Raw genomic sequence first — 16288 nt, 5'->3', positions numbered from 1 at the left:
TCCTTTAGAATAATTTCGTTTCGAGCTTTACTTGCGGAAGTAAACTTTCAATCTTTTCAGGGGTACATAGACCAATCGAAAAAGCTGTAGCACTTCCTGACGCAACACTAAAGCGGAAGGCTTCTTCAATCGATTTTGTTTTTTCATAGGTTGCTAGAAAACCAGCTACCATTGAATCCCCAGCGCCAACGGAGCTTTTGACTTCTCCCTTTGGAACTGTGGCGATGATGGCTTTGTCTTTGTTAATAAGGACGGCACCTTCACCTGCAAGTGAGACAATCACATTTTGTGCACCTTGTTTAATCAGTTCTCTTCCGTATGGAATGACTTCTTCACAAGTGGAAAGGGTGGTGTCAAATAAATCACCAAGTTCATGATGGTTAGGCTTGATTAAGAAAGGCTGCAATGGAATCACCTTTTTTAACAAGTCTCCTTCTGCATCAACCACAAATTTAATCCCTTTTTCTTTACAAATCTCAGCGAGCTGTTCATATGTGTTCGTTGGCATTTTGGAAGGAATGCTTCCTGCCAAAACAAGAGTATCTTCGCTCGTTAACGCATGAATTTTTTTCTTCAATGCTTCGAAGTTTTCTTTCGTAAGGTTGGGACCGGATGCATTGATTTCTGTTTCTGAGTCAGACTTTACTTTTACATTGATTCTGGTATCGCCATCAACCCTGACAAAATCCGTGTTAATTTCAAGTGACTTTAGATAGTTTTCAATATAATCACCTGTAAAACCGCCGATAAAACCTAGGGCTTTGTTCGTCATGTCTAATCTTTTTAAGACTTGTGAGACGTTAATCCCTTTCCCGCCAGGCAATTTAGTTTCCTTTTTCGTTCTGTTTAATCCGCCTAAAGTGACTTGTTCTAACTCTACGATATAATCAAGTGATGGATTTAGCGTTATTGTATAAATCATGAAGTAACCACCTTTATTTTTGTCTTACTGGAATACTGTTCCTTCGTATCGAGGTCCAACTCATTTGTAAGAATTGTTGCTTCGTGAAGGTCGGTTATTTTTGCAAAAGCAATCTCAGAGAATTTGGACTCATCTGCTAAAATATAGGCCTCACGAGAGAGGTTAATAGCTTGTTGTTTAATCATGGCCTCTTCTTGGTCAGGAGTTGTATACCCTAATTGTGGGTGTATACCATTTACACCCATAAAGCATTTATCAAAACGATACTGTTCGAGGCTCTCAAGTGCACCGCGGCCAACCATAGCTTTGGTGGTAGACTTGATGTGACCCCCTAGTAAATAGGTCTTTATATTTCTGTCGAGAAGCTCGTTTGCATGCATAAGTCCATTTGTTACAACGACTATCTGACTGGGAAGGAAAGGAATCATTTCGAAAATAGTCGATCCTGCATCTAAATAGATACAATCACCTTCTTCAACTAAGCCTCCAGCATATTGAGCGATTTCCCGCTTAGCTTGAAGGTTTTTGGATGATTTCTCGGTCATGCTGGGTTCTTGCAGCTTTCCCTGAAGTCTGGCTGCACCACCATGAACCCTTTTAAGAAATTTGCCTTCTTCTAGTTGGGTGAGATCCCTGCGAATCGTTGATTCCGATGAATTCGTAAGCTCAACTAGTTCATGCAGCTTAACTGAATTCTTTTTCTTTAATATTTCTAGAATAATTTGATGGCGTTCAGGCTCTAACATCCGATTTGCCTCCTATAAAACGCTTTCATACCTTACTTGTAGTTCTATCATACTGATTTTTTCGGAAAAAATCAACCAAAAACTTTCATAAACAATCTATAACATCCAAAAACATTCACCGTTTTGACGTAATTTAAAAAAAGGTTTAAAACCCTATAAAAAGGCAATAAATTAAGTCCCAATGTGATTTATTTGGTATAATAATGTTGATATTGGTAAATTTTACTTGGAAGTTGATGACCGTTTCTTTATTAGTTTTGCCTGTTTTTTAGTTAAAAATATAGGTATTTTGGAAGGGAGTCATTGGAGTGTTATCTTTTGAGGAAAAAAAGGCTATTTTTCATTCATTTAAATTGAAGGAAAAGATGAACGGTAATGGAAAGGTGAGCTTTGTTTATCCTGAAAGTGTTCAAAAGGGCCAGACTTTGGCCACGCAATTACACCCAAGTGGAAATGGCTACGTGATCGGAAAGTATATGTCGGAGGACACCATCAAGAAACACGGTTTTAAAGTGGATCCACGCGGGTGGATCTCTATTAAGGTTTTGTCAAAGGAAGAAATCACGAAAGTTATAACGGAGGCCATCAACTCGATGTCTGGCGGTCCTTTGGAAGTACTGCTTCCAGAGAATGAGGGGGCAGAACAGGAAGTTGAAGAAAGGGACATTTCTTTTGAAGCGGAAGTTCCTGAAAAGACTCCGGATCCTGTGTATGCTTCTGTTTCGGCAGAGGATTTTGCAGAAATAAGAGAAGCGAGGACTGCTGAGGATCCTGAAAAGGTGGCAGCTAAATCTTTGAAAGTGGTAGAAGATCCTGCTGTTGAAAAAATTCCTGCTGGCCGGGCTGAGAGGGAGAATGAAGGGGAGCCTGTCCAACAAGGTACATATGATTTTTATCCGGGTTCGTGTCTGTTTGCCTGGATGGGGCTGACGTTGTCCACTATGGAGTACGGGTATTTGGTGTGGAAGAAGACATTTCAAAATATAGTTGGTGCCGGTTCAACGGGAGAAAAAGATTAAGAGGATTATTTTGGCAGGCACAAGCGATCTGAGATTGCTTGTGCTTTTTTGATGGAAGCTAATGGTCTTAGATAGGAACTAGTCCATCAAATCTCATCTATCAGTCAATTCCCGATTTCTATTGGACAGTATGACTAAGATATTCGAGGCTTTGACCAATAGGAAGGTTCTAAAGGACAGTTGACAAAGGAATCCGTTGAATTTGTCTAATAGAAAGGTTCTATTGGACAGTTTCACTAAGGAATCCGATGAAATTGACCAATAGGAAGGTTCTAAAGGACTGTTTAACTAAGGGATCCGATGAAATTGACCAATAGGAAGGTTCTAAAGGACAGTTTGACTAATAGATTCGATGAAATTGTCCAATAGGAAGGTTCTAAAGGACAGTTTGACTAAGAGATCCGATGATTTTGTCTAATAGAAAGGTTCTAAAGGACAGTTTGACTATGAGATCCGATAACTCTGTCCAATAGATCACCTCGATCGGACAATTTTTATATAGCCGCTACAATTTTCTCGAATAGTATTTAACTATTGATATTTTACAAAGAGACACATTCCATTTTGTCAAATAGACTTCAGCTATAAGTCACATGAGAGAGTCCTCTAGAGACTTTCTACATCGGAATAATCAATCCCAGCTAATCAACTAAAAACTACTCCCGATTCCAGCCATTTTGTTTTATAGTAAAAGGTAACAGAAAGGAAGTGGACCTTTTGTCAAATCATACCGTATTATCACATGAGGACCGCAGTCATGAGCCGCTTCGTGCCAAGTGTGAGGACTGCTTCGGGTTGTGCTGTGTCGCCTTGCCGTTCGCTGCTTCAGCGGACTTTGCTTTAGACAAAGAGGGAGGATCACCCTGCACGAATCTACAATCAGACTTTCGCTGCGGTATCCATCAGCACTTAAGGGAAAAGGGATTCAAAGGCTGTGCAGTTTATGAATGTTTTGGAGCCGGACAAAAAGTCTCTCAAGTTACCTACCAAGGCAAGAACTGGCGCGACAATGAAACATCCAAGGAAATGTTTGAGGTTTTCCCTATCGTTCAGCAGCTCCAGGAGATGCTCTGGTATTTAACTGAAGCCCTATCATTAGAAGCCACCGCCGCCATCCATAGACAACTCCGTCAAGCCATCGATCAAACAGAAAAACTTACATTTCTCAGCCCCAACCAACTTAAGGAACTCTCTGTACCAGGACACAGAGCGGAGATAAATAACTTACTTGTAAAAACAAGCGAGCTAGTCCGTGCCGGTTCGAAACCAAAACGAAAGATAAGTCATGGTGCTGACCTCATCGGAGCTAACTTAAGAAAAGCGGATTTGAGAGGAGCTAACTTACGTGGGGCCTATCTGATTGCGGCGGACCTAAGGGAAGCGGACCTGCGAACCTTAGATTTTATTGGAGCCGACCTGCGCGATGCTAACCTTAGTGGAGCCGATCTGACTGGAAGTATCTTTCTTACTCAAGCACAAGTAAATGCTGCCAAAGGCGATGCCAAGACAAAGCTGCCTCGATTACTCTCGCATCCATCCCACTGGTCAGCCTAATCTTCCTATCATGCTCTATATTAATAAAGCTTGCTGACGAGTAAAGGGGAATAGTAATGAGACAAATCACGTTATCTAACGGAACCACTGTTGAAGTGGAATGTTTAAGCTGTGCATTAACAAGCGGCCTGGTGGAGCCTGATGGTGGAGTTGTCATCGAGACAGAGTATTTTCATGCGCATCAGGATGTCGCTTACCCCATCAAAGGATTAATCATCTTAGCATCAAAGCACATTTTTATTGCTTTGATGAGTTAACGGATGAAGAGAAGCTTGATTACACTAACCCTTTAACAAAAATCAGAAAAGCGCAAAGAGAAGTTCTAGAAATCGACCATGTTTATTACTTTTATAATGAGGATACAACCCGCCATTTTCACACTTGGATGGTCCCCCGCTATAAATGGATGAACGAGTTTGGCCGCTCGGTCGAATCCCTAAGGCCCGTCTTACGCCATGCTAGAATGACCAAGAGAATGTAAACGGGGTAATCGAAGCGATCCTGTTGACAAAGGCATTATGTGAGGAGAGGTAATTGTCTGATCCAAAGGGAGGGAAATACACCCTCCTTCATTTACCGCGTAGTTTCTTTAAAAGTAGTCCTAATCACCTGACTGGTTGCAGGGTTGAACTCAATATCGACAAACACGCCAAATTCCTTTTTGTCATCTTTTAACCAGAGTTTAAATTTTTCAGTGCTGGACCGCGGGCCTGTTACTCTCCCGATATGAAGATAATCAATAATTTTTGCATGAGGATATCGTTCTTGCGTTTTCTTCATTGCGTAGGTACCCCATTTGGCATATGGCGGGATGGGTTTTTGTTGGGCGGCAGCCTCGTGGGGGAACAACTGCCATAATCCCATATCTATAAAAACAAACGTAATCATCAAGCTGATCAGAAGTTTTTTCATATGATTACCCCTTTTTTATTAGGATTACATATCGGGTTATAACTTATGTTGGAAATAATTGAAAGAGGTGAACAAGGTGTATCAAATACAGGAAGGCAATGTTAAGAGAAACGCATTTTCGCTGATTCCCTATACATGGTTTCGAAACCAAGATCCAAATGAGAACCTCTGCATTATGCTGCCTGGACTCGGCTACAATAACCAGCGGCCGCTGTTCCATTATGCAACTGGTTTATGCGTGGAGCAAAATATAGATGTTCTTCATGTGAATTATAGGTTTGCAAAAAATGACCAGTTTAAAAAACTTCCCGAGTCTGAACAAACTCAGTGGATGTACAAAGACGTAAAGGCAACAGTTGAGGAAGTATTAAAGGGTACCGATTATAAGCGCTGTTTCTTATTAAGTAAATCAATAGGAAGCATTCCTATGGCAATTGAATGGTCGAAACGGAACTTTATTCGTAACGCTTTTGGCATCTGGTTGACTCCTCTGCTAAAACAAGATCTTGTTTATGAGGCACTATTACATACTGAACTGCCTTCTTTATGTGTAATTGGTGATCAAGATCATCATTACATCGAAGAGCGTGTTACAATACTTAAAAAGAATGAGCTCCTCAGCACCGTTACCGTTCCAAATGGCGATCATAGTTTGGAAATCAAAGGGGATATCACGGCTTCAATAGATGCATTAAAAATGGTGATGGAATGTGTTCAGACGTTTATAGTCGAAAATAAACAAAGGAGAGCGCGCTAATGGAAATTCGGTTATTAACCCCAGCTGATGCCACAAACTACTGGGTATTACGGCTTGAAGCATTAAAGAACCATCCAGAGGCCTTCTTAACTAGCTATGAGGAATCAGTCACAAGGGAAAACGCTGTGGAACAAACGGCTCGTAACTTTACAGCGGAAGGAAACTATACATTTGGAGCATTCGATAAGGATCAACTAATTGGCGTTGTGACACTTCTTCAAGAAGAACGGATGAAAATTCGCCACCGGGCAAACATTTTTGCCATGTATGTCACCCCTACCAGTCGGAGATTAGGGGCAGGAAAGGCATTAATGACCGCGGCTATTCAGAAAGCAAAGGACATCGGGGGAATAGAACAAATCAATTTAAACGTAACTGCCAGTAATCATAGTGCGAAACAGCTTTATATCCAATTAGGTTTTCAGGAGTTTGGACTTGAAAAGAACGCTTTAAAAATAAATGGAGTATATTTTGATGATGCCTATATGGTGTTGCATTTAAATAGATAGGAATTCGTTGCTTAAGGAACGGGGTATGGGCAAATTATGGAATAACGTTCATACTCCAAAATGGAGGTTATTTTCTTTTATTAGAATTTAATGAAAGCGCTATCAAAGGCGCTGTTCAAGTGATATAATGGAATAGAGGAGCAAGTGTGTCACTTCTTAACAGGAAAGGGGTCGCTTGAGTATGACGGAAAGCATTTATTCTCATTTGAAAAAAAGAGGGGTTGTTGTTCCCGAGCATTACATTCAACCTTTAAAGGCCCAGTGGGATGCGCACCAGATTTTAAATAATAGTCCGAATCTTAATAATTATAAAGAATTTAATCTTAACTCGAACCATTTGAACGAGGAATTTAATCACGAGTAGAGAGAAATTCCACAAAATGACAAAAACCTCTTGATTCTAAAACGGAATTCCAGTAAGATAAACATACGTTATAACGAAAAGGGTGACTTAAAAGTCCAATGATTAACTAGTCCTATTTTTGGAAAAAATTCGGATAACGAACATATTCTGGATAGGATTCGTGCGGACTTTTTAATAAATTTGGCGAAGTAAACGAGTACTTGGCCGTTTTATGTCCTATAGTGCCTCCTGTCCGGTTTGTTGGATAAGGAGGTTTTTTTATGGAACAAGCAAGTGCAAATGTTTCAATGGGGTTATTGTTTAGAAATAGGGTAATTCAGACGTTATTACTCTCGACGTTTTTTCTACAAATTGGGGTTTGGGTAAGGAATTATTCCATTTTGTTATATGTAGTAGAAAAAACAAATGAAGACCCTGTCGCTGTATCACTGATATCGGTAGCGGAGTTTGCCCCAATCTTTCTGTTTTCTTTTATCGGCGGGACCTTTGCTGACCGCTGGAGACCGAAAATGACGATGATATGGTGTGATTTTCTGAGTGCCATTTCCATTTTTGTGGTCTTGCTGGCCCTTTTCTTTGGCGGATGGAAGGTCATCTTTTTTGCAACATTGGTATCATCGATTTTATCCCAGTTTTCACAACCTGCTGGAATGAAGCTTTTTAAGCTTCATGTTAAAGAAGAACTGATTCAAATGGGAATGTCCATTTACCAAACCATCTTTGCTTTGTTTATGATTGTCGGCCCGGTACTTGGTACGTTTGTTTACCAGCATTTTGGAATCAATGCAGCGATTGCCATTATGGGAGTAGCCTTTTTACTTTCAGCAGGGATTTTATTCTTACTGCCGTCCGACTATGATGCAGAAGAAATGTCAGAAGCTACGACCTTACTCCAAGAGATGAAGGCGGGATTCAAATATGTATGGCAGAGCCGTGCCCTTACCATGCTGGGGGGATGTTTTGCGGCGGCGGGCTTGGCGTTGGGGCTTACTCAGCCATTAGCTGTATTTCTCGTAACGGAACAGCTTGGTCTGCCGAAAGAGCAGCTGCAATGGTTGATGGCTGCATTTGGGATCGGAATGATTTTGGGCGGAGGTCTTACAGTCGGGTTTTCGAAAAAGACCCCACCGCAAATTTTGCTTGCGATTGGTATGGGTGTCAGTGCCCTTGGCTTTTTGGTAATGGGGCTTTCCGACATGTTTTGGTTGACCTTGACCGCTCAATTTATCAGCGGTTTGTTTATGCCATGTGTCCATATCGGAATCAATACCATGATTTTAAAGAATACCGATTCAGCCTTTATAGGGCGGGTTAATGGGATATTAAATCCGATTTTTATGGGATGCATGGTGATTACAATGACATCAAGCGGCTGGTTGAAGAAGACTTTTTCCCTAGTTTCAATGTATGAAACGACCGCTTTGCTTTTTGTGATCGGAGTTCTTTTTCTAGTGCCTCTATTCAAGGGTTCTACGATATTGGAAAAAAGTAAAGAAGCTTAATGAACAAAGAGAGGAGCTTGAAGATCCAAGCTCCTTTTAAGTGTATTTTTGTTTAATAAAATTAGGATGTAAAGAAGGAGGTTGACATATGGATGTCATTGAAAAAGCGCTGCAAATTGCAGCCAAAGCCCATGTTAATCAACGCCGAAAAGGAAGCGATATCCCCTATTTTGTGCATCCTGTTGCAGTTGGGATGATTTTAATGAAGGCAGGATACGATGAAACGCTGATTGCAGCCGGTATCCTCCATGATACGGTAGAAGACACCGACATTTCATTGCAAGATATTGAACAGGAATTCGGATTCAAGATTGCCGAAATTGTTCGTGGGTGCTCGGAACCAGATAAATCTTTAACGTGGGATCTACGAAAAAAACATACAATCGAATACCTAAAAAATGCTCCAAGTGATATCAGGGCAGTCGCTTGTGCCGATAAATTACATAACATCCGTTCCATTACGAACGATTATATGCAAGTCGGGAATGAAATCTGGAGTAAATTTAATGCCGGTAAGGAAAAACAAGAATGGTACTATACCCAGATTGTAGAAAGTCTGAGATACCAAAATTCCTTTCCTCTAGTCGAAGAATTGGAAGAAGCGGTCCATTACTTATTTAACAGATGTTCGTAAAAAATTTGCAGGTCAGACTTTACTAGAAAATATGATAGAATGGGAACATTGGAACTGGTGATGGAGGTTTACAAGTGATTACATTCTACAAAATTGTTGTGTTCATTCATATCTTTTCTGCAATCATCGGAATGGGTCCAGGGTTTATTTTAACAACAGTCGTTAAATCAGGAAATACGATGACTGAATTAAAACATTCCTATCGGATTCGACACAAGCTTCATATTTTTGTGATGGCAGGCGGCACATTGCTGCTGATTACTGGCCTAACGATGGGTTTTCTAAATCCCAGCTTGTTTCGGATGGGATGGTATGTGACAAGTTTGGTCTTATTTTTAGCGGCACTTGCAATCGGTCCGCTTGTCTTATCCCCAAGGTCAAAACCTGTAAAAGCATTATTGGCCGCCCATCAAGGTGAGGAGATTCCTGAGGAGTACTGGCGTTTAGCGAAAATTTTATTTCGCTGTGAATACCTAGAAAATTTCATTTTCATCATTATTATCGCTCTTATGATATTAAAACCATACTAATTAAGGAAGGTATCGCATATAAAGGTGCATACCTTTTTTTGTTTTCTAGGATAATGGACAGCTTTTTGACTATACAAAAAATAAAATTCAAGTTAAACTAAAATAAACATATAATTCCAATAAGAAAGGTGGGTATTTTGATGACCGACGATATACGATCAATACCTCGTCCACTTGTAAGAACTAATCAATGGATCATCGTTCTAAGTGTGGTCTTCACATGGGTCTCTGGTATAGAGTGGCTTTTATTAATACCGCTTCTTGCTGGGTTAAGCGGACTTTTATTCGGATTCAATCCGATTATGCAGTTTGCAAAATTATTTTTAAAGAAAGAACCTAAGGCATACATTCCTGAAGATTGGGAGCAGCAACAGTTTAATCAGAAGTTGGCTGTTTCGTGTCTGACTGTAGGTTTTATTAGCTTCTTAGCGGGATGGAATGTGTTAGGCTTTATCTTTACTATTCTAGTTGCAGTGGCAGCTTTTGTCGCCATTCTTGGCTTTTGTATCGGGTGCTTTATCCATTATCAATGGAGACAATATAAATATCGGCGTTCCTCTTTATAGCTGCTCAAAAGCTCTTGCCAGCCGTGCAAGGGCTTTTTTTGAATAAAATTAATTATTTTTAAATATTGGCTATAGTCAGATATTTGTGTTGACTGATAAAAGTTAGAACTACTAAAATTAAATGATCAATAGGAGAGGGTGTTACTAGTGCAGGATAGTGGAAGTGTCGGATCAGTGAAAGAAATAAAAACTGATGGTTCGTTTAATCGCCAAAAGAATACATTTACGACTCCGTTTGGAAATCAGGAGGGAGAATTTGCTGTCGAGGCAGGAAGATACCGCCTATTATGGTCAGCGGTTTGCCCCTGGGCACATCGTTCTGTCATTGCCCGCAGTCTACTTGGGCTGGAAGAGGTGATCAGTTTAGGGACTGCGAGCCCGATGAGGCCCAAATTGCCCCATGTGGATTGGGAATTTTCGTTAGACAAGGATGGTGTCGATCCTGTCTTAGGGATTCGCTATATGAGTGAAATTTATTTAAAAACAGCTCCTGATTATACGGGCAGACCTACCGTACCCGTTATCGTCGATATGAAAGAGCAGAAGGTTGTTAATAACGATTATTTTAAACTAACAAACTATCTCGAAACCGAATGGGCTCCGTTTCATAAAAAGAATGCCCCAGATTTATATCCTGAACACTTACGGGACGAGATTGACCGATTAAATGATGTCATTTTCCATGATGTGAATAACGGGGTTTATAAGTGCGGATTTGCCCAGTCCCAAGAGGCATATGAATTGGCCTACGATACCCTATTTTCAAGATTAGATGAATTAGAAGAGCGCCTTTCAAAACAGCGCTTCTTATTTGGTGATTATATTACCGATGCAGATATCCGGCTTTATGCCACACTTGTCCGCTTTGATGCCGCCTATTACTCTGCTTTTAAGGCTAATCGTAATCGAATCGTTGACTTTCCGAATTTATGGGGATATTTACGAGATCTTTATCAGACTCCTGGTTTTGGCGACACGACTGATTTTGATGCGATTAAAAGGCATTATCATCTATCGAACCATATCTCAAGCAATGACCAAAAAAGTTTTCATATTTTGCCGAAAGGACCTGACCTTTCAGGACTAACTTCCCAGCATAATCGTCAAAATTCAAGTAATAAGCCTGAGAAATTTTTAATAAAATGAGGGAAAGCAGAATAGGAGTATAAAGGATAATGATCATACGTGATGCTGTAGTAAAGGAATTACCGCTGATTCGAGAACAACGAATTCATGCTTATGAAATACATGCAAATAGCATTCCAGAAGGACATTGGGGAGCGTTGAAACAAGCGATTTCATCCGATGCGGATGCCAATCCTGATATTGAACGAATCGTGGCAGAATTAGACGGAAAGATCGTCGGCAGTGTGGTTTTATACCCGGCTAAAATAGATGCCTATGGAGGCAATGTCGAGAACCTAGATTATCCTGAAATCCGCATGCTCGCGGTTGCCCCCGAGGCCCAAGGAAAAGGGATTGCCACGGCGCTTATTTCTGAATGCATCGCCAGGGCAAAAGCCAAAAGCTTTCAGTCAATCGGTTTGCATACCGGAGAATTTATGATCGGTGCAATGAGATTATACGAACGGCTGGGATTTGAGCGTATTCCACAACATGATTTTCAGCCTGCCAATGACGGTATCATTGTAAAGGCCTATCGCCTCAGCTTAGATAAAGAAAACCTATTATATTAATAAAAATATTTTAATAATTTAATAAGATTATCTTAAAACCCACTTGACACCTCGGAAAAGTCAGAATAAAATGGAAATAATTAAAGCCCAAATAATAAATAAAAAAGGTTAAGCTGATTGGTCAACCAAAGGCTTATACTCCCAGACGAGAGTATAAGCCTTTTTGTGTCTAAAGAGAGGAGAGATCAGCCAATGTCGTATCCAATAAGTAAGTGCAGTCCACATTGTAGTCAATCAGATGGAACCTTAAAATTTTTTATTCATAAAACCAAGTATTCTGATGTGATATTAATAAATTAAATTTAAAGGGAGAGGGTCTGATGGCAGCAATAGATCAAGAGAGAACAAAAGTCATTTTAGAGGCATTAAAAAATATTGAGTATGGTTCTGTTACGATTACGATTCACGACGGCTCGATTACACAAATAGATAAAACAGAAAAGACTCGTTTCGAATCAAGACGTTCTACTGCAAAAAATCAAAGAGTATAAGATTAGCCGATCAGACGACTGAAGGCTGCTTAATTTTACCTATGCTTATGGTATGCCTGGAGATAGGCACATCGATTCTTAGGCAGGGGTAAAAATTAGGCAGCTTTTTTTAAATCAGAGGGGGAATCATGATGAAGAAACATTTATACAAATTTACACTGGTATTTGCGTTAATCGCACTTATTTTAGCAGGCTGCAGCAGTAACGAGAAATCTAGTACTGAAACATCCACGAAAAAAGAGAAAACGGCCGCTCAAGAAACAACAAAAAAGAAAGATCCGGTCCAGTTATTAAACGTATCGTACGATCCTACGAGAGAGCTTTATGAACAGTACAATAAGGAATTTACTCAATACTGGGAAAAGAAAACCGGTCAGCAGGTGACCATTCAACAGTCACATGGCGGTTCTGGTAAACAAGGGCGGGCTGTTATTGATGGACTGGAAGCTGATGTGGTAACACTGGCATTGGCCTATGACATTGATGAGATTGCTAACAATGGTTTGCTTGCTAAGGACTGGCAAAAGAATTTAAAGGATAATTCTACACCATATACTTCAACGATTGTTTTCTTAGTTAGAAAAGGGAATCCAAAAGGGATTAAGGATTGGGATGACTTAACAAAGAAAGGAGTATCTGTTATTACTCCGAATCCAAAAACGTCTGGCGGCGCTAGATGGAACTATTTAGCTGCTTGGGCGTATGCACAAGAGAAATTTGGCGGAGATGAAGCCAAAACCAAGAAGTTTATGAGTCAATTATATAAAAATGTCGAAGTATTAGATTCAGGAGCGCGCGGTGCAACGACTACGTTTGTTGAACGCGGAATTGGTGATGTATTAATTGCCTGGGAGAATGAAGCGTATCTCACTTTAAATGAGTTAGGAAAAGATAAGTTTGAGGTTGTGAATCCGTCACTCAGCATTCTTGCGGAACCGCCGGTGGCTGTCGTTGATAAAGTAGCAGATAAAAAGGGGACAAAAGAAGTAGCAAAGGCCTATCTCGAATATTTATACTCCGATAAAGGACAGGAAATTATCGCGAAGAATTACTATCGTCCTCGGAACGAAGAAATTCTGAAGAAATATGCAGATGTCTTCCCACAAATTAAGATGGTCACGATTGATGATTATTTTGGCGGCTGGAAAAAGGCGCAGGAAAAACATTTTAATGATGGCGGGACCTTCGACCAAATTTATCAACCTAAATAAGAAGAATAATAGGGAGCATTCGTGCTCCCTATGTATCTAAATCGGAAGGGGTCAACCTCATGGGTCTTTTTAAAAAGAGAACAGGAGTATTGCCGGGTTTCGGATTATCGCTAGGGTTTACGATGACCTATATTAGTATTCTAGTTATCTTACCTTTATCGATGATTTTTATAAACTCGGCGAAAGCTCCTTGGTCAAAAATTTGGCATACCATCTCGGAGCCAAGGGTTGTGGCGTCCTATCAGTTAAGCATCGGTGCCTCTCTAATGGCGGCAGCGATTAATGTTATTTTTGGAGTTTTAATTGCTTGGGTCTTAGTTCGATACCGTTTTCCCGGTAAGCGTATTATTGATGGGCTCGTAGACTTACCCTTTGCATTGCCAACTGCAATTGCTGGGATAGCCTTAACGACCTTGTATACAGAAAATGGCTGGGTCGGCCAATTTTTAGGCTTTAAAGTGGCGTTCACTTCGCTCGGAATTACAGTGGCCTTAATGTTTATCGGCTTACCATTTGTTGTTCGAACGGTACAGCCCGTGTTGCAGAACGTGGATAAAGAAGTGGAAGAGGCCTCTGCAAGCTTAGGGGCAAACAGGCTCCAAACCTTTGTAAAAGTGGTTATGCCGGAGCTGTTCCCTGCTGCGCTGACAGGCTTTGCTTTAGCATTTGCCAGGTCGCTGGGTGAATATGGATCTGTTGTTTTTATTGCAGGAAATATGCCGATGAAAACAGAAATTACCCCGTTGTTAATCATGACAAAGTTAGAACAATATGACTATGCGGGGGCAACTGCGATTGCCGCTGTCATGCTTGTATTTTCCTTTTGCATGCTGTTGGTTATTAACCTATTACAATGGTGGACCAATCGAAAATTTATTTAATAATGGGGTGTAAAAAATGTCCGGACATGTTCCATTAACATACTCAAATCCACAGATACAGAATTCCAATAAAGAAGCTGAACCGCGTTGGGTTCGTTATTTATTGATTACATTAGCAGTCGGATTTTTAGGGCTGTTTCTGGTTTTACCACTTATTGCTATTTTTATAAAGGCCTTTGATAAAGGCAGTGCTGTATTTTTAGAGGCGATCAGCAATCCAGACGCCATAGCGGCAATCAAATTAACGCTGTTGGTTGCTTTGATTGCTGTACCACTTAATGCCATTTTTGGAGTTGCCTCTGCATGGGCGATAACTAAGTTTAATTTTAAAGGGAAAAGTTTGCTGATTACGATTATTGACCTGCCGTTTGCGATTTCACCGGTTATCGCCGGGCTGGTGTTTGTTTTGTTATTCAGCAGTCACGGATTATTTGGTCCATGGCTCCAGGCGCATGATATAAAAATTATCTTTGCCGTTCCCGGCATTGTCCTGGCAACCTTGCTAATCACACTGCCTTTCGTAGCGCGAGAATTAATTCCATTAATGCAAACACAGGGGACAGCCGATGAAGAGGCCTCGATGACGCTTGGGGCAAGCGGTTGGAAAACGTTTTGGCTGGTAACCCTTCCGAATATAAAATGGGGCTTATTATATGGAGTGATTCTCTGTACGGCCCGTACGATCGGAGAATTCGGTGCGGTATCGGTTGTCTCAGGACATATTCGCGGAATGACGAATACCATGCCGCTTCATATTGAAATTTTATATAATGAATATCAATTTTCAGCAGCCTTTGCTGTCGCATCATTAATGTCACTGTTCGCGATCATCACTTTAGTAGTGAAAAATATCATTGAGTGGAAAGCAAATAAAACCATGAAACCAGAAGAGGGGGAAGCATAAAATGAGCATTCAAATTAATAACATCTCAAAATCGTTCGGAAGCTTTCAAGCCCTCGAACATATTAATCTAGACATACAAACTGGGGAACTGGTTGCACTCCTCGGACCATCTGGTTCTGGGAAAACCTCGCTGTTAAGAATTATTGCTGGACTTGAAGATGCCAGCGATGGTGTGATCTTGTTCGGCGATGAAGATATTACTTTATTGAGTGCAAAAGAACGCAAGGTGGGCTTTGTTTTTCAACATTATGCCTTATTCCGCCACATGACCGTTTTTGATAATATTGCGTATGGTTTAAAGGTCCGTCCGCGTAAAAATAGACCCTCAAAAAGTGAAATAAAGGAAAAAGTCACTGAATTATTGAAACTGGTAAAACTTGAAGCTTTTGCAAATCGATATCCGTCCCATTTATCAGGCGGACAACGGCAGCGTGTCGCTCTTGCCCGGGCATTAGCCGTCGAGCCTAAGGTGCTCTTGTTAGATGAACCGTTTGGCGCTTTGGATGCCAAGGTCCGAAAAGACCTCCGCCGCTGGTTAAGAAGGCTTCATGATGATTACCAGATTACGAGTATATTTGTGACGCATGATCAGGAGGAGGCCCTTGATGTGGCCGACCGGATTGTTGTCATGAATGAGGGGAAAATTGAACAGATTGGCACGCCGGAGGAAGTCTACGAACACCCGAATAGTCCGTTTGTTTATCACTTTTTAGGGAATGTGAATCTCTTTAAAGGCCGTTTGCATAATGGGAAATTGCAGCATGGGGAGTTTGAAGTGGACGCTCCCGAATTTGCAGAGACGCTTAATACTGAAGCGGTTGGGTATGCGAGGCCGCATGATATCAGTATCAAACGGGAATATAGGCAGGATTATGCAGCAGCTAAAGTCAATTATATTCATCAAATTGGTGCAATTGTCCAGGTCGAACTAATAAGAAACGATACTGGCGATTATTTAGAAGCTGAATTAACGAAGGAATATTTTCGAAACCTTGACCTTAAAAATGGGGAAGAGGTATATATAAAACCAAAGCAGTTAAAAGTGTTTATCCCAGAGGATTATTCCATATAGATTTCTGGTGGGCTTTA

19 protein-coding genes and 1 pseudogene are annotated in these 16288 nt (G+C 40.7%); 17 read left to right on the top strand and 3 right to left on the bottom strand.

The window, feature by feature from the left end; translation table 11 throughout:
* Positions 1–4 precede the first annotated feature (4 nt).
* A complete protein-coding gene (gene pfkB, locus J7E81_RS06720; protein WP_215041393.1) occupies positions 5–922 on the bottom strand; it encodes a 1-phosphofructokinase in 918 nt (305 codons plus the stop codon).
* Entirely contained in the window at positions 919–1668 is a 750-nt protein-coding gene (locus tag J7E81_RS06715) for a DeoR/GlpR family DNA-binding transcription regulator (RefSeq protein ID WP_215041392.1), read from the bottom strand. The genes pfkB and J7E81_RS06715 overlap by 4 nt, the downstream gene beginning before the upstream one ends.
* 308 nt (positions 1669–1976) lie before the next feature.
* On the opposite strand from J7E81_RS06715, the gene J7E81_RS06710 reads away from it, so the two are divergent.
* The 3 genes and pseudogenes from J7E81_RS06710 to J7E81_RS31285 all read left to right on the top strand — a co-directional run.
* Positions 1977–2687, top strand: a complete 711-nt coding sequence (locus tag J7E81_RS06710; RefSeq protein WP_215041391.1) for a hypothetical protein — start codon at positions 1977–1979, stop codon at positions 2685–2687.
* 717 nt (positions 2688–3404) lie between these two features.
* Positions 3405–4241, top strand: coding sequence for a pentapeptide repeat-containing protein (locus J7E81_RS06705; protein WP_215041390.1), 837 nt, complete (start codon positions 3405–3407; stop codon positions 4239–4241).
* Between the two features lie 56 nt (positions 4242–4297).
* Positions 4298–4704 (top strand): annotated as a pseudogene (locus tag J7E81_RS31285) (HIT family protein); the annotation flags it as partial.
* 110 nt (positions 4705–4814) lie between these two features.
* Here J7E81_RS31285 and J7E81_RS06695 read toward each other — a convergent pair.
* On the bottom strand, positions 4815–5153 hold the full coding sequence (locus tag J7E81_RS06695) for a DUF3889 domain-containing protein (protein ID WP_215041389.1): 339 nt from the start codon (positions 5151–5153) through the stop codon (positions 4815–4817).
* Positions 5154–5229: 76 nt separating this feature from the next.
* On the opposite strand from J7E81_RS06695, the gene J7E81_RS06690 reads away from it, so the two are divergent.
* The 14 genes from J7E81_RS06690 (at position 5230) to J7E81_RS06625 (ending at position 16271) form a co-directional block, all read left to right on the top strand.
* Entirely contained in the window at positions 5230–5910 is a 681-nt protein-coding gene (locus tag J7E81_RS06690; protein WP_215041388.1) for an alpha/beta family hydrolase, read from the top strand.
* On the top strand, positions 5910–6419 hold the full coding sequence (locus J7E81_RS06685) for a GNAT family N-acetyltransferase (RefSeq protein WP_215041387.1): 510 nt from the start codon (positions 5910–5912) through the stop codon (positions 6417–6419). The genes J7E81_RS06690 and J7E81_RS06685 overlap by 1 nt, the downstream gene beginning before the upstream one ends.
* 181 nt (positions 6420–6600) lie before the next feature.
* Positions 6601–6783 (top strand): hypothetical protein, encoded by a 183-nt coding sequence (locus J7E81_RS06680; RefSeq protein WP_215041386.1) that lies wholly within the window; start codon positions 6601–6603, stop codon positions 6781–6783.
* 260 nt (positions 6784–7043) lie between these two features.
* Positions 7044–8285, top strand: a complete 1242-nt coding sequence (locus tag J7E81_RS06675) for an MFS transporter (RefSeq protein ID WP_215041385.1) — start codon at positions 7044–7046, stop codon at positions 8283–8285.
* Between the two features lie 88 nt (positions 8286–8373).
* Complete coding sequence (locus tag J7E81_RS06670; protein ID WP_215041384.1) at positions 8374–8919, top strand: HD domain-containing protein; 546 nt, start codon at positions 8374–8376, stop codon at positions 8917–8919.
* A gap of 74 nt (positions 8920–8993) precedes the next feature.
* Positions 8994–9449: a DUF2269 family protein gene (locus J7E81_RS06665; RefSeq protein WP_215041383.1), complete on the top strand. Its 456-nt coding sequence runs from the start codon at positions 8994–8996 to the stop codon at positions 9447–9449.
* Between the two features lie 140 nt (positions 9450–9589).
* Complete coding sequence (locus tag J7E81_RS06660) at positions 9590–10015, top strand: DUF4395 domain-containing protein (RefSeq protein WP_215041382.1); 426 nt, start codon at positions 9590–9592, stop codon at positions 10013–10015.
* A 147-nt stretch (positions 10016–10162) separates the two neighbouring features.
* Positions 10163–11161: a glutathione S-transferase family protein gene (locus J7E81_RS06655; RefSeq protein ID WP_215041381.1), complete on the top strand. Its 999-nt coding sequence runs from the start codon at positions 10163–10165 to the stop codon at positions 11159–11161.
* Positions 11162–11190: 29 nt separating this feature from the next.
* Positions 11191–11712: a GNAT family N-acetyltransferase gene (locus tag J7E81_RS06650; RefSeq protein ID WP_215041380.1), complete on the top strand. Its 522-nt coding sequence runs from the start codon at positions 11191–11193 to the stop codon at positions 11710–11712.
* Between the two features lie 320 nt (positions 11713–12032).
* Positions 12033–12203 (top strand): YezD family protein, encoded by a 171-nt coding sequence (locus J7E81_RS06645; RefSeq protein ID WP_215041379.1) that lies wholly within the window; start codon positions 12033–12035, stop codon positions 12201–12203.
* A 131-nt stretch (positions 12204–12334) separates the two neighbouring features.
* A complete protein-coding gene (locus tag J7E81_RS06640; protein WP_215041378.1) occupies positions 12335–13414 on the top strand; it encodes a sulfate ABC transporter substrate-binding protein in 1080 nt (359 codons plus the stop codon).
* Between the two features lie 59 nt (positions 13415–13473).
* Complete coding sequence (cysT, locus tag J7E81_RS06635) at positions 13474–14295, top strand: sulfate ABC transporter permease subunit CysT (protein WP_215041377.1); 822 nt, start codon at positions 13474–13476, stop codon at positions 14293–14295.
* A gap of 16 nt (positions 14296–14311) precedes the next feature.
* A complete protein-coding gene (gene cysW / locus J7E81_RS06630) occupies positions 14312–15199 on the top strand; it encodes a sulfate ABC transporter permease subunit CysW (protein WP_215041376.1) in 888 nt (295 codons plus the stop codon).
* 1 nt (position 15200) lies between these two features.
* Positions 15201–16271, top strand: coding sequence for a sulfate/molybdate ABC transporter ATP-binding protein (locus J7E81_RS06625; RefSeq protein ID WP_215041375.1), 1071 nt, complete (start codon positions 15201–15203; stop codon positions 16269–16271).
* Positions 16272–16288: the final 17 nt, after the last annotated feature.

The organism is Bacillus sp. ISL-18 (assembly GCF_018613415.1).
GTDB lineage: Bacteria > Bacillota > Bacilli > Bacillales > Cytobacillaceae > Neobacillus.
Note: the sequence above shows the minus strand (reverse complement) of the source record. Positions and strands in the feature narration are given on the sequence as shown.